General features: G+C 33.8%; 23 protein-coding genes. 15 read left to right on the top strand and 8 right to left on the bottom strand.

Annotation, left to right across the window (positions count from 1 at the left end; all coding sequences use genetic code 11):
* The first annotated feature begins 193 nt into the window (after positions 1 to 193).
* The 4 genes from rmuC to EKL95_RS08555 all read left to right on the top strand — a co-directional run bounded on the left by rmuC (position 194) and on the right by EKL95_RS08555 (position 3,195).
* The gene (gene rmuC, locus EKL95_RS08570; protein ID WP_126563965.1) at positions 194 to 1,546 is read left to right on the top strand and encodes a DNA recombination protein RmuC; all 1,353 of its coding nucleotides are present in this window, start codon (positions 194 to 196) and stop codon (positions 1,544 to 1,546) included.
* Between the two features lie 23 nt (positions 1,547 to 1,569).
* The gene (locus EKL95_RS08565) at positions 1,570 to 1,935 is read left to right on the top strand and encodes a 6-phosphogluconate dehydrogenase (RefSeq protein ID WP_126563964.1); all 366 of its coding nucleotides are present in this window, start codon (positions 1,570 to 1,572) and stop codon (positions 1,933 to 1,935) included.
* On the top strand, positions 1,936 to 2,481 hold the full coding sequence (locus EKL95_RS08560; protein WP_126455565.1) for an acyl-CoA thioesterase: 546 nt from the start codon (positions 1,936 to 1,938) through the stop codon (positions 2,479 to 2,481).
* 174 nt (positions 2,482 to 2,655) lie between these two features.
* Complete coding sequence (locus tag EKL95_RS08555) at positions 2,656 to 3,195, top strand: YceI family protein (RefSeq protein WP_126563963.1); 540 nt, start codon at positions 2,656 to 2,658, stop codon at positions 3,193 to 3,195.
* A gap of 2 nt (positions 3,196 to 3,197) precedes the next feature.
* Here the strand turns inward: EKL95_RS08555 and EKL95_RS08550 are convergent, their stop codons facing one another.
* The gene (locus tag EKL95_RS08550) at positions 3,198 to 4,112 is read right to left on the bottom strand and encodes a TIGR01777 family oxidoreductase (protein ID WP_126455561.1); all 915 of its coding nucleotides are present in this window, start codon (positions 4,110 to 4,112) and stop codon (positions 3,198 to 3,200) included.
* Positions 4,113 to 4,230: 118 nt separating this feature from the next.
* On the opposite strand from EKL95_RS08550, the gene EKL95_RS08545 reads away from it, so the two are divergent.
* The 9 genes from EKL95_RS08545 to EKL95_RS08505 all read left to right on the top strand — a co-directional run bounded on the left by EKL95_RS08545 (position 4,231) and on the right by EKL95_RS08505 (position 12,633).
* Positions 4,231 to 4,890 carry a TetR family transcriptional regulator C-terminal domain-containing protein gene (locus EKL95_RS08545; protein WP_126563962.1) on the top strand — a complete coding sequence of 220 codons (660 nt, stop codon included), beginning with the start codon at positions 4,231 to 4,233 and terminating at the stop codon, positions 4,888 to 4,890.
* The gene (locus EKL95_RS08540; RefSeq protein ID WP_126563961.1) at positions 4,890 to 6,197 is read left to right on the top strand and encodes an ABC1 kinase family protein; all 1,308 of its coding nucleotides are present in this window, start codon (positions 4,890 to 4,892) and stop codon (positions 6,195 to 6,197) included. The genes EKL95_RS08545 and EKL95_RS08540 overlap by 1 nt, the downstream gene beginning before the upstream one ends.
* Positions 6,197 to 6,331 carry a DUF2256 domain-containing protein gene (locus EKL95_RS08535; RefSeq protein WP_126460749.1) on the top strand — a complete coding sequence of 45 codons (135 nt, stop codon included), beginning with the start codon at positions 6,197 to 6,199 and terminating at the stop codon, positions 6,329 to 6,331. The genes EKL95_RS08540 and EKL95_RS08535 overlap by 1 nt, the downstream gene beginning before the upstream one ends.
* Positions 6,307 to 7,614, top strand: a complete 1,308-nt coding sequence (locus EKL95_RS08530; protein ID WP_126460744.1) for a DASH family cryptochrome — start codon at positions 6,307 to 6,309, stop codon at positions 7,612 to 7,614. The genes EKL95_RS08535 and EKL95_RS08530 overlap by 25 nt, the downstream gene beginning before the upstream one ends.
* 7 nt (positions 7,615 to 7,621) lie before the next feature.
* Positions 7,622 to 9,106, top strand: a complete 1,485-nt coding sequence (locus EKL95_RS08525) for a cryptochrome/deoxyribodipyrimidine photo-lyase family protein (RefSeq protein WP_126556068.1) — start codon at positions 7,622 to 7,624, stop codon at positions 9,104 to 9,106.
* A 51-nt stretch (positions 9,107 to 9,157) separates the two neighbouring features.
* Positions 9,158 to 9,442: a TIGR03643 family protein gene (locus tag EKL95_RS08520; protein ID WP_255416236.1), complete on the top strand. Its 285-nt coding sequence runs from the start codon at positions 9,158 to 9,160 to the stop codon at positions 9,440 to 9,442.
* Between the two features lie 56 nt (positions 9,443 to 9,498).
* Entirely contained in the window at positions 9,499 to 10,182 is a 684-nt protein-coding gene (locus EKL95_RS08515) for an SDR family NAD(P)-dependent oxidoreductase (protein ID WP_126563960.1), read from the top strand.
* Between the two features lie 159 nt (positions 10,183 to 10,341).
* Complete coding sequence (folE, locus tag EKL95_RS08510) at positions 10,342 to 10,953, top strand: GTP cyclohydrolase I FolE (protein WP_233579281.1); 612 nt, start codon at positions 10,342 to 10,344, stop codon at positions 10,951 to 10,953.
* A gap of 261 nt (positions 10,954 to 11,214) precedes the next feature.
* Complete coding sequence (locus tag EKL95_RS08505) at positions 11,215 to 12,633, top strand: SDR family oxidoreductase (protein WP_126563958.1); 1,419 nt, start codon at positions 11,215 to 11,217, stop codon at positions 12,631 to 12,633.
* 1 nt (position 12,634) lies between these two features.
* Here the strand turns inward: EKL95_RS08505 and EKL95_RS08500 are convergent, their stop codons facing one another.
* The 7 genes from EKL95_RS08500 to EKL95_RS14925 form a co-directional block, all read right to left on the bottom strand.
* Positions 12,635 to 13,930: a cryptochrome/photolyase family protein gene (locus tag EKL95_RS08500; protein WP_126563957.1), complete on the bottom strand. Its 1,296-nt coding sequence runs from the start codon at positions 13,928 to 13,930 to the stop codon at positions 12,635 to 12,637.
* Positions 13,930 to 14,391, bottom strand: a complete 462-nt coding sequence (locus EKL95_RS08495) for an SRPBCC family protein (protein WP_126561743.1) — start codon at positions 14,389 to 14,391, stop codon at positions 13,930 to 13,932. Before EKL95_RS08495 ends, EKL95_RS08500 begins: the two co-directional genes overlap by 1 nt.
* Before the next feature lie 166 nt (positions 14,392 to 14,557).
* Complete coding sequence (locus tag EKL95_RS08490; RefSeq protein WP_126561742.1) at positions 14,558 to 14,998, bottom strand: sterol desaturase family protein; 441 nt, start codon at positions 14,996 to 14,998, stop codon at positions 14,558 to 14,560.
* Positions 14,999 to 15,043: 45 nt separating this feature from the next.
* Positions 15,044 to 15,883, bottom strand: coding sequence for a phytoene/squalene synthase family protein (locus EKL95_RS08485; protein ID WP_126561741.1), 840 nt, complete (start codon positions 15,881 to 15,883; stop codon positions 15,044 to 15,046).
* On the bottom strand, positions 15,880 to 17,361 hold the full coding sequence (locus EKL95_RS08480; RefSeq protein WP_410503651.1) for a phytoene desaturase family protein: 1,482 nt from the start codon (positions 17,359 to 17,361) through the stop codon (positions 15,880 to 15,882). The genes EKL95_RS08485 and EKL95_RS08480 overlap by 4 nt, the downstream gene beginning before the upstream one ends.
* A 38-nt stretch (positions 17,362 to 17,399) precedes the next feature.
* Positions 17,400 to 18,299, bottom strand: a complete 900-nt coding sequence (locus tag EKL95_RS08475; protein ID WP_199736794.1) for a MerR family transcriptional regulator — start codon at positions 18,297 to 18,299, stop codon at positions 17,400 to 17,402.
* Positions 18,300 to 18,725: 426 nt separating this feature from the next.
* Positions 18,726 to 18,863 carry a hypothetical protein gene (locus EKL95_RS14925; RefSeq protein WP_158614851.1) on the bottom strand — a complete coding sequence of 46 codons (138 nt, stop codon included), beginning with the start codon at positions 18,861 to 18,863 and terminating at the stop codon, positions 18,726 to 18,728.
* Between the two features lie 1,014 nt (positions 18,864 to 19,877).
* Here EKL95_RS14925 and EKL95_RS08470 point away from each other — a divergent pair.
* Positions 19,878 to 20,138: a heavy-metal-associated domain-containing protein gene (locus EKL95_RS08470; RefSeq protein WP_126460711.1), complete on the top strand. Its 261-nt coding sequence runs from the start codon at positions 19,878 to 19,880 to the stop codon at positions 20,136 to 20,138.
* A gap of 103 nt (positions 20,139 to 20,241) precedes the next feature.
* Positions 20,242 to 20,574 carry an ArsR/SmtB family transcription factor gene (locus tag EKL95_RS08465; RefSeq protein WP_126460708.1) on the top strand — a complete coding sequence of 111 codons (333 nt, stop codon included), beginning with the start codon at positions 20,242 to 20,244 and terminating at the stop codon, positions 20,572 to 20,574.
* The last annotated feature ends 14 nt before the right edge of the window (positions 20,575 to 20,588 follow it).

The following is a 20,588-nucleotide window of genomic DNA, read 5'->3' as shown; positions in this document are numbered from 1 at the left end:
ATTTCAGTATTCAAAAAAGCCAGATTTCATTTTTGAAATCTGGCTTTTTTATCTAATATGTTTTTAAAACTCCGCCTGTTTGAGTCATCAAAATTAATAACTTTCTATAAAAAAACTTGCATTAGTATTTTGATTTCCGAAAGAAAATCAGGAAACTTTTGTTTATTTTTACAACGTTACAAAAAGAAATTCTATGTCAGATATGTTTCCGTTTTTATTGATTTTTATTGTTGCGCTCGCGATTGGTGTTTTCATTGGCAAGCTCATTTTCTCTGCTCGATTTCAATCGGAAAAAATTAGTTTAGAAGAAAAACTGATTGCATTTTCCACCCAATTCAATCAACTGAAAGAACAACTAATTGTAGACAAAATAACTTTTGAAAAGCAACTAGAAAACACCCATTACCAAAAAGAAAGCATCAGGAACGAAAAAGACAGTTTAGCCATTCAGCTTTCAAAAAAAGAAGTTGATTTTGAGAATCTTTGGGAACGCAACAAAGAACAAAAAGAAGAAGTGGAAAAACTACAAGAAAAATTCACCAAGGAATTTGAGAATCTTGCCAATAAAATATTAGAAGAAAAGTCCAATAAATTCACGGAACAGAACAAGGAAAACATGAAAAATATCCTGACACCATTACAGGATAAAATTCAATTGTTTGAAAAAAAAGTTGAAGACACCCACAAAGAAAGTATTGATTATCATGCGGCATTACGCCAACAAATTCTGGGCTTACGCGAAATGAATATCCAGATGAGCAGGGAAACTATTAACCTAACTAAGGCTTTGAAAGGAGACAGTAAGATGCAGGGAAATTGGGGCGAATTAGTATTAGAACGCGTTCTTGAAAAATCAGGTTTGGAGAAAGGCCGTGAATATGAGGTGCAACAAGCCTTTACAACCGAAGATGGAAATCGTGTTTTTCCTGATGTTGTGATCAATCTGCCGGAGGGTAAAAAAATGATCGTTGACTCTAAAGTTTCTTTGACGGCGTATGAAAAATATATCAATGAAGAAGATGATCTACTGAAAATTGCCTATCTAAAAGAGCATGTCAGTTCCATCAAACGCCACGTAGAGCAACTTGGCAATAAGAACTACCATGATTTGTACCAAATAGAAAGTCCTGATTTTGTGTTGTTATTTATTCCTATTGAACCTGCTTTTGCCATGGCACTCAATGAGGATACGTCTTTATACAACAAAGCGTTCGAGAAAAACATTGTCATTGTTACTCCAGCAACTCTTCTGGCTACCCTGCGAACAATTGACAGCATGTGGACCAATCAAAAACAACAGGAAAACGCACTCGAAATTGCACGTCAAGCTGGCGCATTGTATGATAAATTTGAAGGTTTTGTGGCAGACCTAATCAAAATTGGAAAAAAAATAGACGAGAGCAAAATAGAATACAGCGGTGCGATGAATAAACTTGTAGAAGGAAAAGGAAATCTAATTGTGAGTGTCGAAAAATTAAAAAAAATGGGCGCTAAAGCGAAAAAAGCACTTCCCGAAAGCATTATAAACCGAGCCGAAAAAAACTAAAATTAACTTTAAACTAAATCCTAATGAAAAAATTTATACTAATCCTTTCCGTATTGCTTGTAGTAACTGTTACGGGTTATTTCACTTTTATATACAATGCCACGTACAGTGAAGGAGTTCGCTCCGGCGAATTAATAAAAGTGAGTCGCAAGGGAGTTGTATTCAAAACTTGGGAGGGCGAAATTAGTCAAGGCATTTCCGGTGCGCAAATTTTTTCTTTTTCGGTAATGGACAGTGCGGAAAAAGTAATTACGGATTTAAAAAAATTTGAAGGACAATATGTCCAAGTAACTTATATGGAACGTTATAGAACATATCCATGGTGGGGCGATTCACACTATTTTATTACTAATGTCAAGAAAGTTAATTCTCCCTTTAAAATCAAATAAATGAACAGCATTTTTAAAACAGTAGCATCATCTGACATTAGTATTTCAGAATTGATGTTACCCTCAAACACTAATTTCAGTGGCAAGATTCATGGTGGGTATATCTTATCCCTAATGGATCAAATTGCTTTTGCCTGTGCTTCAAAATTTTCAGGAAATTACTGCGTAACGGCATCGGTAGATACGGTAAACTTTCTTAAACCTATTGAAGTGGGTGAATTGGTAACCATGAAAGCCAACGTGAATTATGTAGGGAAAAGCTCTATGATTATTGGCATTCGGGTAGAAGCCGAAAACATTCAAACCGGAAAAATTAAACATTGTAATTCCTCCTATTTCACAATGGTTGCCAAAGATAAGGAAGGCAACAGTACCCTTGTTCCCAGATTGATCCTCACGAATCTCAATGAAGTACGCCGTTTTTATAATTGCATCAAACTAATAGCGTTAAAAGAAGAAAAAAATCTCCATAAAGAAGCGTTTGATTACCGTTCAGAAAAAGCACTAGAAAATATAAAAAAATATAATGTTCGGGTAGAATTATAATGTTGCAAACACTTATTATCCAAAAGACCAGCTGTTCTTTTGGACAATAAACCTCTAATTTCTTATTAAAAAAGAACAGATAAATTAACTTATCCAGTTGTTATTTCAAGCAAACAATAATTTTATATTTACTGCTTATTTTGTAACTTTAAGTAATTTAATTCATAAATCATTATGAAAAAAATTATACAAATAATGCTGCTCTTTACTGTAATAGCAACCACTGCTCAAGAAAAAATGGTATCCTATTCCGGAATCATTAATTTTGAGGCTTCAATCCCATTATTTGAAGAAGTGAACGCAATCAACGAGAAAACAACCTGTATTTTAATCACTAAGACAGGTCAGATCATTTGTTGGATTAGCATCAAAGATTTTAAGTTCAAAAAAAAAATGATGCAAGAACATTTTAACAATAATTATATGGAGAGCAACCGTTTTCCAACAGCCATTTTTAAAGGGAAAATTGCTAAATTCGATTTAAAAAACATAAATACTACTGTAGGAGAATATCAAATAAATGGAAAAATAACAATTCGTGGAAGAACTAAAAGGCTCCTTTTTAACGGAACCTTAAAAAAAGTAGATCAGGGAATTGAGCTATATGCCACATTTCCCCTAAATACGGATGATTTCAAGATTAAAATTCCGTTCATTGTTCGCAGCAAAATATCCAAAAATGTGAACACAAAAATCATTTGTGTCTTATATTAAATCTATTTTGTTAAACAATTTCTCAAAGCTCCTTCTAAATTTTTAAATTTAAATTTAAACCCAGTTTGAGTTATTTTATCCGAAGAAACCCTTCGTCCCGTTAGTACAATTACCGCCATTTTCCCCATCGCTAATTTCAATACAAAAGCAGGTACATTTGGCAACCATATTGAATATCCAAAAACACATGCCAAGGTTTTAGAAAAAACGGTGTTTGTAGTATTATCAGTAATCGCTGCATTATACGGCCCAGCCATATTGGGATTGACAATTGCCTGAAAGTAGATCGCACACAAATCATCGATATGAATCCAAGGCATGTACTGCTCTCCAGATCCCAATGCAGAACCTAACCGATACTTGAATAAAGGAGTGAGTTTCATTAAAAAACCATCATTTTTTCCTAACACTAATCCAGTACGAATTTTTACGGTACGTATATTTAAATTTTCTATAAAATCTATGGAATCTTCCCATTTCTGGCAGGTATATCCTAGAAAATCATTGGCAGGAGCCATGGTTTCTGAACAAATTTCTTCGCCATTGACAGCACCATAAATGCCTACTGCCGAAGCGGAAATAAACGCTTCTACTTTTTTATCATGCTTTTTTAGAACCGTATAAAGCAACTGAACAGATTGCTCCCTGCTATCAATAATGGCCGCTTTTTGTTTGGCCGTCCAGCGCCTCTCCCCAATATTCTCGCCAGCTAAATGTACAATATAATCGGCGTTCAAAACTGCCGCTTCATCAATAGTGTGATTTACTACATCCCACTTATAATAAAACACAGCTTCTGTATTACGCTTTTCACTTCTACTCAAAATGGAAACTGTATACCCTTTTGCGACCAACAAAGCAGTTAAATTTTTTCCGATAAATCCCGAACCTCCGCTTATTAAAACATTCTTTTTCATAATACTGTAAAGCTACTGATTTATATTGATACTAAAATTATATTAAATTTTGTTTAACTTTATTGATATATGTTTAAACATTTATTACCTTTATACTCTAATTTGAAACACCGTAAAAATGGCTACTAAAAAAACAACCGTAACAAAAGACAAAATAGTTTCGTTCTACATGAATTATGTTCTTGAACACAGCGAGAAACCAAAATCAGTATATCATTTTACAAAAATAAATGATTTTACAGAAACTGAATTTTATGTTTTTTTTGGTACAATTGAAAGTATTGAGAAAGAAATTTTTAAAATGTTTGTAGAAAAAACTACTGACTTACTGAACAAAAATAAGGAATACGAAATGTATGACATGAAAAGTAAAATGTTAAGTTTTTACTTTACATTTTTTGAGATCCTGACTGCTAACAGGAGTTACGTTGTTCTTGTATTAAAGGAGCACAACAATCAGTTGAAAAAACTAATGCAACTCTCTGGGCTCAGAAACAGTTTCAGAAATTATTTATCTGAAATAATCTCAGATGAATTTAGAATACAACAGGAAAAACTGCAAAACTTTCAAGAGAAATCCTTTCAGGAAGCATCCTGGATTCAACTTTTGTTAACGCTAAAGTTTTGGTTGGATGATGCCTCAGCTGCTTTTGAGAAAACAGACATTTACATTGAAAAATCTGTTAAAGTAACTTTTGAATTAATGAATATCGCACCGATAGACAGCTTAATCGACTTTGGAAAATTCATTTTCAAAGAAAAAATATACAACAAATAATGAAAACTATAGATTATATTCCCACATCAAAAATTGAAAGAGCAACTAAGCTGGTACAAACCGGTGCTAAAGTTGGCGTAAATTACCTAAAATATTACGGTGAAAAAATAGTCAATTCTGATTTGACCCGTGATAAATTAAACGAGGACAATGCCGAGGATATTTACGACGGACTAAAAAGCCTAAAAGGAAGTGCGCTCAAAGTAGCACAAATGTTGAGTATGGATAAAAGTTTTTTGCCTCAGGCTTATGTAGAAAAATTTTCACTATCCCAATTTTCTGTCCCACCACTTTCAGCTCCGTTAGTACTGAAAACCTTCAAAACAAATTTTGGGAAGACACCCTATGAAATATTTGATGAATTCAATGCTACATCGAAAAATGCAGCAAGTATTGGGCAAGTGCATGTTGCCATGAAAGACGGTAAAAAACTAGCTGTAAAAATTCAATATCCCGGAGTGGCTAACAGCATCTCCTCTGACTTATCGATGGTGAAACCTATTGCCATCAGAATGTTTAACCTTCAAGGAAAAGACTCTGATAAATATTTCAAGGAAGTTGAAGACAAATTGATTGAGGAAACTAATTATATATTGGAATTAAAACAAAGTCAAGAAGTAGTTGACGCCTGCAAAAAAATAAAAAATCTGGTTTTTCCGGAATATTACCCTGCCTTTTCAACTGACAAAGTCATCACAATGGACTGGATGAATGGCAAACATCTCTCTGAATTTACAAAAACAAATACCAATCAGGAAGTAGCAGACAAAGTTGGTCAGGCTTTATGGAACTTTTATATGTACCAAATTCATATTTTAAGAAAAGTACACGCTGATCCACATCCTGGAAATTTCTTAGTCAACGATGCAAACCAATTAGTAGCATTAGATTTTGGTTGTATGAAACAAATTCCAACAGAATTTTACACCCCCTATTTTGAGCTGGTAAGTAAAGATGTAATTAACGATACTAAAATATTCAATTCAAAATTATTTGAATTAGAAATTTTACGTGCTGATGATTCTGATGCAGAGATAGCCTATTTCACAGAATTGTTTCATGATTTATTATCGTTGTTTACCAAACCTTTTCAAGAGAAAATATTCGATTTCTCGGATGAAAGTTTTTTTGAAAGTATCGCACAATTGGGGGAACGATTTTCAAAAGACACCAATATTCGTAAAATGAATGGAAATCGTGGATCTAAACATTTTATATATATGAACAGAACTTTTTTTGGATTGTACAATTTAATGTTTGATTTAAAAGCGAAAATAGTTGTCAATGAATTTGAAAAATACAAGTAGTGAAAAAAGAAAATCTGCCTTCAAAAATGTGTACGGTCTGCAACCGACCATTCAGCTGGCGGAAAAAATGGGAAAAAGTTTGGAACGAAGTTAAATATTGTAGTGAAAAATGCAAAAGAAACAAAAAGGGTTAATTTGGTTTAGGAATGATCTTAGAGTTCATGATAATGAGTCTCTATCTACTGCGGTGGAAGAAAATGACCATGTAATTGCAATTTATTGCTTTGACCCACGACATTTTGAAGAAAATGAATATGGTTTCAAAAAAACAGAAAAATTCCGTGCTAAATTTCTATTGGAATCGGTAGCGGCTTTAAAACAGAATCTAAAAAATTTGAATGTTTCTTTATTGGTTTATCACCAAAAGCCAGAAGACTGTATTCCAGCGATTGTCATTCAAAACGAAATTAGTTCGATCTATTTTCAAGAAGAATGGACTTCTGAGGAAATGATAGTTTCCGATAACATAAAAACTCAGGTTCCAAATTCAGTAGCGTTTAAAAGTAGTTATAATCAGTTCTTATTTCATCCGGAAGAAATACCGTTTGCAATTGAAGCGGTTCCAAATGTTTTTACACAATTCAGAAATAAATGTGAAAAAACGACAAAAGTCAGACCTGAGTTTTCAGTTCAACCGTTGTCAATTGATAATTACACCATAGACCAAACTGTTATTCCTACGATAAAAAATTTAGGTTTTACTGATTTTGAAATAGATTCCAGAACGGCATTTCCTTTTGGTGGTGGTGAAGATGAAGCAATGAAACGTTTGCAAAATTATTTTTGGAAAACCAAAAAACTGAGCGTTTATAAAGTAACTCGAAACGGATTAATTGGAACTGATTTTAGTTCGAAATTTTCACCTTGGTTGTCTAATGGATCAATTTCTGCAAAAACTATTTATTGGGAAATTTTGAAATATGAACAACAAATCGAGAAGAATGACTCAACATACTGGTTGGTTTTTGAACTAATTTGGAGAGATTATTTTAAATATATTTCGTTAAAAAATGGAAATTCAATTTTTAAGATTGGCGGAATTTTAAACAAAAAATACGATTGGAAAAGAAACAAATATGCCGTCAATAAATGGATAAATGGTGCAACTGAAGAACCTTTTATAAATGCAAATATGCTTGAATTACAACAAACAGGTTGGATGAGCAATCGCGGCAGACAAAATGTAGCGTCGTATTTTGCAAAAGATCTGCTATTGGACTGGCGTATAGGAGCGGCATACTTTGAAGCAATGCTTATTGATTACGATGTTCACAGCAATTATGGAAACTGGATGTATGTTTCAGGAGTAGGCAACGATCCCAGAGATCGCAAATTTAATATTAAATTACAAGCCACGAATTACGACGGACAATCAAAATTTCAAAAATTATGGCTACAACAACAATTATTATTATAAAAAATAAATGAATACAAATAAAAAAAATATCAATGTAGTTTGGTTCAAAAGAGATCTTCGTTTGCAGGATAACGAAGCAATTTTTAATGCCACAAAAACAGATACGCCTACTTTGTTGCTTTATGTGTTCGAGAAATCTTTAGAAAATGATTCGCATTACAGTTCTAGACACTGGAATTTCATCAAGCAGTCCCTTGTTGATATCAATAAGCAGCTGGAGCAATCGAACACGCAGGTTTTAGCAGTCTCCTCAGAAGTGCTTCAGGTATTTAATATCCTTGAGGAAACATACAAAATTGATACTGTTTTTTCGCATCAGGAAACAGGGTTAAAAATTACTTACGAAAGAGATAAAACCTTCAAACGATTTTGTAAAAATAATCAGATCAATTGGGTAGAAAATATTAATAATGGCATTTTCAGGGCATTGAGAAACAGAGCAAACTGGGTTTCTAAATGGGAAGAATATATGAATGAATCATTATTTATTTTCGATTCGAAAGCAGAGAATTTCCTTAATATGGCAGCAATTAATGAGCTTGAAAAAGCACTAGAAAAAACCAATCTGGAAACCATTCCCGATACTATTTTCCAAAAAGGAGGTAGCAGTATGGCTGGAAAGTATTTACAAACATTTTTTGAGGAACGGTATCACAATTACAGTTCTCATATTTCAAAACCATTACTAGCTCGAAAAAGTTGCAGCAGATTATCCCCTTACATTGCTTGGGGAAATCTATCTTCCAGACAGGTTTTACAAAAAGCAGCGACATTCAGACTCAACTGCAGCGACAAAAAACAAATTGATTCGTTTGTATCCAGACTGACTTGGCAGGCACATTTCATTCAAAAATTTGAAATGGAAGAAGTCATGGAGTTTGAAAGTGAGAATAAAGGATTCCATTCGTTGCAAAAGAAAGTGAATGAAAATTATATTAAAGCTTGGAAAACGGGATACACCGGATTTCCATTAGTCGATGCTTCCATGCGTTGTTTGAACGAAACAGGGTATTTGAACTTTAGAATGCGTGCGATGTTAGTTTCCTTTTTTACTCATAATTTATGGCAACCTTGGCAGAACGCTACACAACATTTATCGCAAATGTTCCTTGATTTTGAACCCGGAATTCATTTTCCTCAATTGCAAATGCAGGCTGGCGAGACCGGAATCAATATGTTGCGTATTTATAATCCCATAAAAAATAGCTATGAGCACGATCCTGATGGTGAGTTTATAAAAAAATGGGTTCCAGAATTGCGAAACTTACCTAGGGCATTTGTGCACGAACCAAATAAAATGACCTATTTAGATCAAAAATTTAATGAGTTTGAAGTGGGCATTCACTATCCAAAACAAATTGTAAACATGGAACGAACAAGAAAATATGCTAGCGATTTATTATGGAAAATGAAGAAAAATCCATTAGTAAAAGAGGAAATTTCCCGGATATTAAAACTGCATACCATGGCTGATATTGGCGATATCGAATAATTTTTCAGCGATAAGCACAAAGAAATCAATACCACTTTTAAATAACATATTGTGAATATAAAAAAAGAACTTACCGATTTAGACAAAGACCGAATCATAGAAATGGCTTGGGAAGACCGCACGACTTTTGATGCAATTTTATTGCAATTTAGATTAAAAGAACAAGAAGTAATTGACCTGATGCGCACCGAGATGAAACCATCCAGTTTTAGAATGTGGCGCGAAAGAGTGCAAGGTCGTAAAACAAAACATGAAAAATTAAGAGATTTTCGCGAAGGCCGCTTTAAATGTACGATGCAAAGACAGATTAATAACAATAAGATTTCCAAACGATAAATTGGATCCAATAAACGACAAAATCAAAATAGAATTTAAATAACTGACCAAATAACATGAAAAATATCGTAATCATTGGCGGAAGCAAAGGAATTGGAAATGCCATTTTGTTGCAGCAATTAGAGACAAACATGGTGTATAACATCAGCCGAAATGCACCAGAGATCACACATCCCAATCTGAAACATTTTTCAGTAAATGTGTTACAAGATACACTTCCGGAAATTGAAGCGATAGATACATTAATTTATTGTCCGGGTTCTATCAACTTGAAACCCATAGGAAGTCTTAGTATTGACGATTTCAGAACAGATTTTGAAATTAATGTTATTGGTGCCGTAAAAGCGATCCAAAAATATTTGCCTGTTTTGAAAAAAGGAACCAATCCATCCATTATTTTGTTCAGTACGGTTGCTGCAAAATTAGGAATGCCGTTTCATGCGAGTATTGCTACTGCAAAAGCGGGTGTGGAAGGATTAGTGAAATCATTAGGAGCAGAACTAGCTTCAGTAGTGCGCATCAATGCCATTGCTCCCACAATTACGGAAACGACACTAGCCGCAGGAATTTTGAGAAATGACCGTATGAAAGAGAATATGATAGAACGCCACCCGATGAAAGGCTATTTGAAACCTCAAGAAGTAGCACACATGGCAGACTTCCTGATATCTGAAAATGCAAAATCAATTTCAGGTCAGGTATTCGAAATGGATTACGGAATAGTGACTTTTAAAATCTAAACAAGTTATTGTTAACCACACAAAAAAGAAAAATTAACCATTAAGAAATTAAGCTTATATATAAAGAATGATTGTTTTTTTTAAATCTATAAATGGTTTGTTTAAACAAGAATCCAAAAAAAATAATTAGCCAAAATCAAAATTGAAAATCAGCATACCATGATAAAAGAAATGAGAAGTTACGAGAAAGTTGAGCAATATGATCCGGAAACTACCGAGGCGTTAGCTGAAAATTATAAAACTATTATTAGTAATTTAGGAGAGGATGTGACCAGAGAAGGACTTGAAAAAACTCCAGAACGTGTAGCCAAAGCCATGCAATATTTGACGCACGGTTACGGCTTAGATCCATTAGAAATATTAAAATCGGCATTATTTAGTGAAGACCACCATCAAATGATTGTGGTAAAAGATATTGAAGTATATTCGATGTGTGAACACCACATGTTGCCGTTTTTTGGAAAAGCGCATGTTGCTTATATCCCTAATGGTAAAATTGTTGGTTTGAGTAAAATACCAAGAGTGGTGGATGCTTTCGCCAGAAGGATGCAAGTGCAGGAACGATTGACAGATCAGATAAAAAATTGCATTCAGGAAGCTCTGAATCCGCTTGGAGTAGCGGTAGTAATTGAAGCGCAACACATGTGTATGCAGATGAGAGGGATTCAAAAACAAAACTCAGTTACCACCACTTCCTCTTTTACAGGTGCGTTCGAAAAAAATAAAACCAGAAGAGAATTTATTAGTTTGATTTCTACTAAACTGAGTTAAATTTAATTTTTACAACTAATTAAACATATTAAAAGTGGCTAAAAAAGTGCAAAAACCCAAAATAAACTACCTCGGTGCATAGCCCCAGAGGTATTAACTAAATAACTGTCACAGATTTTAAAAAATCTTTTTAATCTGTGAATCTGTGGCAAAAAAAATAGAAGTAGAGCTTCGAGGAATTAAACCTGAAAAGATTAAAATGGGATCAATTAAAGCGGTAAGGTAGTATCTTTACGATATTATGGCAAAATATAAAAACTTATGAAAATTCTCTTAACAGGCGCAACAGGTTACATCGGGAAACGACTCTTACCCCTATTATCAGGACAAGGGCACGATATAATCTGTTGTGTAAGAGATAAAAACAGATTTAATTGCCCGGTCGAATATCAAAAAAATGTTACCATAATTGAGGTAGATTTCCTAAATCAAGAAACATTGACAGCTATTCCAGAAACTATTGATGCGGCGTATTATCTGATTCATTCCATGTCAGGTTCAGCTGCTAATTTTGATGAATTGGAAAGTGAATCGGCTCTAAATTTTGTGCATCGCTTGAATAAAACCAAAGCCAAACAAGTAATTTATTTGAGTGGAATTATCAACGATAAATCATTATCCAAACATTTATCGTCGCGAAAAAAAGTAGAAGAAATTTTGAATACCGGTACTTTTCCCACTACTACTCTAAGAGCAGGAATTATTGTAGGTTCTGGAAGTGCTTCGTTCGAAATAATTCGGGATTTAATCAATAAACTGCCTGTAATGATTACCCCAAAATGGCTGAATACTAAATGCCAGCCCATTGCAATTCCGGATGTTCTTGAATTTTTATCCAAATCATTATTAAACCCCGTTACTTATAATCAAAGTTTTGATATTGGCGGACCTGATATTTTAACGTATAAAGAGATGCTTTTGGGTTTTGCAGAAGCCAAAAAGCTAAAACGATGGATCTTTACTGTTCCTATAATGACGCCAAAATTATCTTCCTATTGGTTGTATTTTGTAACCTCAACATCTTATCGACTGGCTTCAGCACTGGTCAGCAGCATGAAAGTAGAAGTTGTTTGCAGTGATAATAAAATCAATGAGTTATTGCATGTTACGCCAATGACCTACAAAAAGGCACTTTCCCGTGCTTTGATAAAAGTAGATGAAGACAAAGTAGCTTCGAGCTGGAAAGATTCCCTCATTAGCGGCCGTTTCAACAGTAACATGTCAGAATATTTGAAGGTTCCAAAAAAAGATTGCTTTATAGACCGACGCAAAATGGAAATCATAGACCGAGAATACACTATAAATAAAATCTGGTCCATTGGTGGAGATTCCGGTTGGTATTATGGCGATTGGCTTTGGAGTTTACGAGGTTTTATTGATAAATTATACGGAGGTGTAGGTAGTAGAAGAGGAAGAACCAACAGACACGAGATTCATTCTGGTGATGCTTTGGATTTTTGGCGCGTACTATATGCCAATAAACAAGAAGGAAAATTAATCTTATTTGCCGAAATGAAGCTACCTGGTGAAGCGTGGCTGGAATTCAAAATAATAGGAAATACGCTGTACCAATCGGCTACTTTCCTCCCAAAAGGGATTTGGGGAAATTTATATTGGTATTCTGTTTTGCCGTTTCACGGGTTTATATTTAATGGCATGCTGAACAAATTAATAAAATAAATCACTTCAGAATTCCGGCTTTGTACGTCGCAATAGCTCTGTCTCTAGCCATTGCATGTTCTACCATTGGTTGTTTGTATCCTAAATCGAATTCTTTAATCCATTTGCGGATATAGATTCCTTTTTCATCGAATTTTTTTAGCTGGATCTCCGGATTGAAAACTCGGAAATATGGTGCAGCGTCACAGCCAGTTCCTGCAGCCCATTGCCAATTGCCAACATTGGCAGACATCTCATAATCCAATAATTTTTCGGCAAAATAGGCTTCACCCCATTGCCATTGAATCAATAAATGCTTGCATAGAAAACTCGCGACAACCATGCGAACTCTGTTGTGCATATACCCGGTTTCATTGAGTTGCCTCATTCCGGCATCAACCATAGGATAGCCAGTTGTTCCGGTACACCAGCTCTTGAAATCTTCTTCATTATTGCGCCACTGAATCCCATTATAGGCTGATTTGAAGTTTTGCGTACCGACTTTTGGAAAACTAAATAAGATTTGCATGAAAAATTCTCTCCAAATTAGTTCACTCAAAAACACATCATTTTTATTAAATGCCCAATTGACTAATTTCCGGATACTTACCGTTCCAAAGCGCAGATGTGGCGAAAGATAAGAGGTTTTATCTAAGGCTGGGAAATCTCTTATATCTTGGTAATTTGCAATGAATTTAAGGTTATGTGGTTTTACTTTGATAAGACTTTCTACGAAACCTATTTGTTCCAAAGTGGGAAAAGCAAAACTGTTTTTATAGAAATTAGCAAAATAAACAGCAGTATCATATTCTTGAACTGGAGTCATTGACTTGTATTTCTCCAACCATTTATTTTTAAACGGTGTATACACCGTGTAGGGCAATCCATCTGCTTTAGTAACTTCTTTTTCTTCAAAAATGACTTGGTCTTTAAAAGAATAAGAAATGGTTTTATTAGTTTCTAAAAATTCACAAATTGCAGAGTCACGTTGTATCGCGTACGGTTCGTAATCTTTGTTGAAAAAGACTTCTTTAACATCAAATTCTTTTAATAAAAATTGCCAAACAGCGGTAGTTTTTCCTTTTTTAACCAAAAGTGAACTTTCAATTTCCTGTAATTGTCTATTTATTCTAGAAAGTGATTCGTGAATAAAACCGACTCGAGCGTCGTTTTTAGGCAAAGTATCTAAGATGGAATCATCAAAAATAAACAACGGAATAACCGGATATTCAGACTTTAAAGCATGAAACAATCCAACGTTATCTTCCAGACGCAAATCGCGTCTAAACCAAAAAACAGAAATTTCTTGCTTGCTCATTACTTTGAATTAAACATTTGGTCCACTTTTGCAACACGATACGCAAAAATGGATTTCAATTTATTTTTCACGATTAAGGTGTTCATGATTCGTCCCAATATACCAAGTGGTAAACCGTAATGGACCACATCGGTCATTTTTGTTCCATTTGGTGTGGTCTCAAAGAAATGTTTGTGGTGCCAGAAACTATAGGGACCAAAACGCTGCTCATCAATAAAATAATCATTTTCCTTTACTTGTGTAATTACCGTCATCCACGACAAGGTAATCCCAAAAAGTGGCGTTACTTTATATTGAATGATTTGCCCGGGATACATAGATTTATTATCGAAATCTGTGATTTGAAAACCCATTCCTTCCGGTGTGATTTTTTGAAGATTTTTTGGATTGGAAAAAAAAGTCCAACATTCTTGGACAGTTGCATTCACGTGCTGAACGGTTTCTTGTTTGTATATTTTCATAGTTGTGTTTTAAAGATAAATACCGTTATGGAACACTGGGTTTGCGTGAGGGATAGTAGTGGAGCTCTTTTTATACCTGGCTTTTTTGCCTGGTATAAAAAAGCGGGAACGGATAGCCTGACCCCGCTGTAACACTAGTGAAAGCGGGGTCACGCCCAAATTAAATTTATATTTTGTAGTATTTTAAAGGAACGAACAGCATGCCAAAACATTCTCCATGCTCTTTGCCTAAGTGTTTGTGATGTACTTTATGGGCTTTTCGCAATCCTATTAAATACTTGTTGTTCGTGTTTTTGAACCACTTGAAACGTTGGTGAATTAGGACGTCATGGATCATGAAATAGCAAAGGCCGTAAAACATAATTCCCAGTCCGAGAAAGAATTTATAATTCAGTCCTCCTTCTACACCATAATAGAAAAGCAGGATGCTTGGGATGGCAAAAATGACGAAAAAAATGTCGTTTCGTTCAAAAACATTAGTGTATTTTGGTTGGTGATGATCGGCATGAAAGTACCACATTGAGCCGTGCATAACGAATTTGTGGGTACACCAGGTGACACATTCCATTATTAAAAAAGTACCTATAAATATCAAAAAAAATATCATTTTATTCTATGTTTAATTAAAAAATATTTAAAAACAAGCTGTAACTTAAACTAACTTCAATTTATAAGAGACAAAAGATTTTGCCAGTAATCCGGCTTTGGTGTAGTTAGAAACTCGGATTCTTGCACTTCCAATTTCATGACACGGAGTGTTTTCTAGCTTTTTTAATAGTTTTTTGTAGTACACAAAAGCGGTGTATACGCCAAACTTAGCTTCAATAGGAAGTTTTACAATTCCTTCATAGGCTACTTTAAAATCTGCTTCAATTTCATTAATGATAGCCGCTTTAGCATTTTCATCGAAGGAATTTAAATCGACTCCTGGGAAATAATTCCGGTTCAGGACAAGATTATCGTCTTTTAAATCCCGAAGAAAATTCACTTTCTGGAAAGCAGATCCCAGTCGCATGGCTTCGTTTTTCAGTTGCTCATATCGTTTGTGATCTCCGGCAACAAAAACCTTGAGACACATAAGACCCACCACATCAGCCGATCCATAAATGTAATCATCATACTCTGCTTTACTGTGATAATCCGATTTGATTAAATCTAATTTCATGCTTTTTAAAAACGCCTGAATGAGATCATCAGAGATGTTGTATTTCTTCACCGTTTGCTGAAAAGAATTTAAGATGGGATTTAAACTAATCCCTCTGTCAATCGCTTTGTAGTATTCATCCTCAAACTCAGTGATTAAAATTTCTTTGTCAAAACCATGAAAAGTGTCGACAATTTCATCCGCAAAACGGACAAAACCATAAATACTATAAATGGCATCCCTAATACTGGGCGAGAGCATATAAACCGCCATAGAGAAAGAGGTACTGTAGTTTTTAGTGACTAATTTGCTACATTTAAAAGATACATCATCAAATAATTGTTTCATAATTGTTGTGCTAAAAATTGTTTATTAATTAACTCCGACACTAATTTTCCGGAAATCAATGCTGGTGGAACACCTGGTCCGGGCACGGTCAATTGACCGGTAAAATATAAATTTTTCACTTTCTTGCTCTTTAACTTAGGTCTCAAAAAGGCAGTTTGCAATAATGTATTTGCCATTCCATAGGCATTTCCTTTGTATGAATTGTATTCTGATACAAAATCATTTTTACAAAAGGATTGTTTAAATAGTATAGTATTGCGTACTTTTTGTTGTGTTAAAGTTTCGAAACGATCCATTATTTTTTCAAAGTATTCTTCTCGGAGTGCTTCAGTATCGTTGATTCCGGGAGCTAAAGGTATTAGAAAAAACCCTGATTCCATTCCTTCCGGAGCTGCAGTTTCATCTGTCACTGATGGAAAATTAGCATAAAATAAGGGTTCTTTTGGCCACTGTGGTTCATCATAAATGTCTTTGGCATGCTGATAAAAATCAACATCAAAGAATAAGGCATGATGTGAAATGTTTTTTATTTTTTTATTGAAACCAACATAAAACAATAATGATGATGGTGCAAAAACGCGACTGTCCCAATATTTTTCAGAATAAGTACGGTGCTCCATATCCAATAATGTTTCCGTGTGATGGTAATCGGCTCCGCTTAGAATTACATCAGAGGTAATGATTTCTCCATTTACCTGAATTGATTTGGCTGTTTTATGCACTACGATGATTTTTTCGATGTTGGAATTCATTTGAAATTTCACTCCCAACTCTCTTGCTAAACTTTCTATACCCCGAACTACATCAAACATTCCTGTTTTAGGATGCCAAGTTCCCAGACCAAAATCAGCATAATTCATGAAACTGTAAAATGACGGAGTATCAGATGGCTTAGCTCCAAGAAATAAAACCGGAAATTCCAGAATTTGAATCAATCTTTCGTTTTTGAATTTCTTGCGAACATCTTTACTGATAGTACTAAAAAACTGACCCACTTTCATGGCTGTTTCTGCTGTTATTAATTCCAGTGGAGAAATCCCGGGGCGATACACTAAATCTTTGATGGCGATGTCATAATTACTTTTGGCCTCAGCCATAAATTCGTTTAACAGGCTGCCGCTTCCTTTTTCGATGGCTTCAAAAGCGATTGTAATATCCTTTAAATTATCTGCTATGGTAATAAAATCATCAACTCCATAGTACACGCGATAGGCTGGTGCTAATTTTATTAATTCGTAATAATCAGTGGTTTTCTTTCCAAAATCAGCAAAGAAGCGATCGAATACGTCTGGCATCCAATACCAACTTGGGCCCATATCAAAGGTGAAACCTTCTTTTTTTAATTGTCGTGCTCTCCCTCCAATTGTTTCATTTTTCTCATACACCGTCACATCGTGACCACTTTTTGCTAAATAGCAGGAAGCGGCTAAAGCCGAGAATCCAGAACCTATAATTGTAATTTTTTTCATATCCTTCATTTGTTTAGCAAATATACGAAATGTTTAAACAAAAACAACTAGATCCAATCTACCAATTCAGTAATTGAACTAAAAAGAGTAATTCGATCTGAAAGTTCCTCTCTTTTTATAAACTCAATCATACGACCAATATACCATAATTCAGTCGTATCATCCACCAACTCATTGGACATTTTTTGAATGTATCCATCGAGTTGACATCTTTCTGGTTGTACTGTAAGGTAGGAAACAAAAATAATGGAATCAAAATGTTTTTTCAAGTCTTTCAGATTTTCAATAGGCATACTTTCTCCTAAATAAATAGTTTTGTAGCCATGCAATAAAATCTCATAATTCAGGTACATCAGACCTAATTCATGAATTTCATTCATAGGAAGTGACAGGACAAAAACTTTATCTACTTTTGTTTGCTTTAAAACTTGAAGTTTTTCGGTGTTAACTAATAATTTTTGTTTAATTAAGTAGCTGATAAAATGCTCGTGGGCTGGAGTTATCGTGTCCGATTGCCATAATAATCCCAGTTCATTCATTAATGGTATAAAGACTTGATGAAATACTTCCTTAAATGATTTTTCTGCAATTAACCAATTATAAGTATTAAAAAACAGCTCCTGATCAAAATTCATCATGGCCATTTTAAATTCACTTATGGCATGACTTTTTGCTGTTTTGCTCGAAATTATTTCACGTACTAAAGAGGGTATTTTTTCTTGAGGATAGGTTGCTATTTTTGAGATTTTATAGCCATAATCGTGTAACAATGTAATATTTAACAGTTTTTGCAAACTCACTAAATCATACAATCTAATATTAGTGTCGGTACGCATGGGTTGCAAAATATTGTATCTTTTTTCCCAGATTCGTATGGTGTGCGCTTTTATACCTGAAAGATTTTCAAGATCTTTTATACTGAACACATTTTTTACATTGTTTATCATTTATCGAAATTTAATGAACAAATGTAAAATAAATTTAATTATAAACTCTTATGATCACACCGAAACTTTTTTTAAACTCAAAACACCCCAAGATTCTATAAAACGGTACACTGCTGAAACTGATTATTTCTCGAATGCTACTAGCTGATTATAAAACTAATACACACTTTTTTTGGGATTAAACATTGAATAGCAAATAATCAATCCCTTTTAATAATAATAATAAGCCGCAGTTTCCTTCTTATTAAATGGCTGCACTTAAAATTACTTTCTGATTTTCAACTATTTTCAAAAGAAAAACAGCACTAAAAAAAGCTTTAGAAAAACTACTGCTCCATTTTATTCTCTTAAACATAAGAAAAGCCGTGTGAAAATCTGACCTTTTTCGCAACTTTTCTTAATAATGATTCCTATTATTTATTAAATTTATTTTTTTATGATTGTTCGGGTGATGTCGTCCTGATTATAGACCGTAATAAAATACATCTCACTAGAATAAGAACTTAAAACCATACTTGCCGCTTCCAAAGTTACTTTGATCTCTTGAACTAAAGCGCCTAACATATTAATACTTTAATGCCTCTGATGGGAGTAATACTCTGAATCTTCAAAATAGTAGTGATAGGATTGAGTTAAGAGCCCGTCAGCGGTGGCAGCTACCCAACTTGAAGCTAAATTATTATCCAGAGTGGTACTTATTAATTCGAGGTAACTTCCTCGACCTTCAGGAGCTAATGGACAAGACACGGAATCAAAATATTCTACTGAATCAATTTTAAATAAGTAATAACCATGGTATAATGTCGTATTTTAAAATCAGGATAAAATCATGTAAAAATCTGATTTAAAGCTGTTTTAAAGCTGTTTTACTTAAAGTTAATTCTTTTGACTTTACGACTTTTAAACTTTCGACTTACTTACATGACAAAAAGCGGTTATAAATAAACAAATAAGCTTGACCCTGACCCTAACTAGATCGAGTTTGACTTTAAAATGAATTTGCAAAACTGAAATTAACGCTGTATCTTTACTCTCAAGACTGATGTTTCTCATTAGAAATATTATCTGGTAATAATTCTTTAATATACTAAATTTCAGTGTTTTTACTGATTAATTATTATTTATTGTATCGATTTTTATTAAAATATATTTTTGTCATGTACTAAAAAATATTAGCTACAATTTAATATCGTATTTTATTAAAACTCTAAATTTCTTTACTACCGATTTCACAGATTAACACAAATTAATTCGTCATTTAGCTTTAAAAATCGTTTTAAACCTTCAAATCTATGACAAAACTCTTTTTAATAATTGCGACAATATATCTTTCATGCTGCTTATTTCAGTATAAAATAACAATCGGACAGGTGAATAAAGCGTAATCTTACGCAAATTTATTTAACACTAGAGTAGCGATATCCTTTTTCAAACCGTTCCGGTGCATTCGTATTTTTTCTTAGTAAACCTATTGCATTTTAAAACTTAAAAATGATTGTTTATTCGTTTTAAAAAGTATAAACAACTAATCTTAAAATACTTAGACACCTAAAAACAACTAATTTAAAACACAAAATCATGAGCATACTCACTGACAATGTAATTCCAGGAAATCATGGTAAAATTTTTGGTACCAATGCGATCAAAGATTTAGATTTATTAGAAATTAAAGCAAGTCTGCTGAAGTTAGACGGAATAATAGACGTCCTTTTGAATACTGATCTTTTCCCTAGAGAATTTACAATACACACCTCCAAGATGATTCCTGTAAGTGTTATTCAAGATCAAGTACGATCAGTGGGGTTTCACGCCATCCCAAAAGAAGTATTTGAACTTTAATTTTTAAAGGTAACTTTTAAAAACCAACACTATCTTTAAAAAAATCAATATCATTTGTTTATTTCAAATATATATCGTAATATTGCAATATAAATATATAACGATGGGAATTACTAAATCAGACCATTTCACAGACGAGCAAAACGAATTGGCAACTTTAGCCAAAGCCATAGGCCATCCTGCACGTATTGCTATTATTCAACACCTCATCAAGGTGGATAGTTGTGTGTGCGGTGATATTGTAAACGAACTGCCTCTAGCCCAGCCTACGGTTTCGCAGCACCTGAAGGAACTTAAAAATGCCGGACTCATAAAAGGCAATTTTGAAGGAAATGCAATTTGTTATTGCCTAAACGAAGAAGGCTTTAATAAAATAAAAGGCTTTTTTCAGCACATCAATACTTATTTAGAAAACAAGAAAAATCAATGCTGTTAATTTTTAAATTACAA

Source organism: Flavobacterium sp. LB2P53, from assembly GCF_003970305.1.
GTDB lineage: Bacteria > Bacteroidota > Bacteroidia > Flavobacteriales > Flavobacteriaceae > Flavobacterium.
Note: the sequence above shows the minus strand (reverse complement) of the source record. Positions and strands in the feature narration are given on the sequence as shown.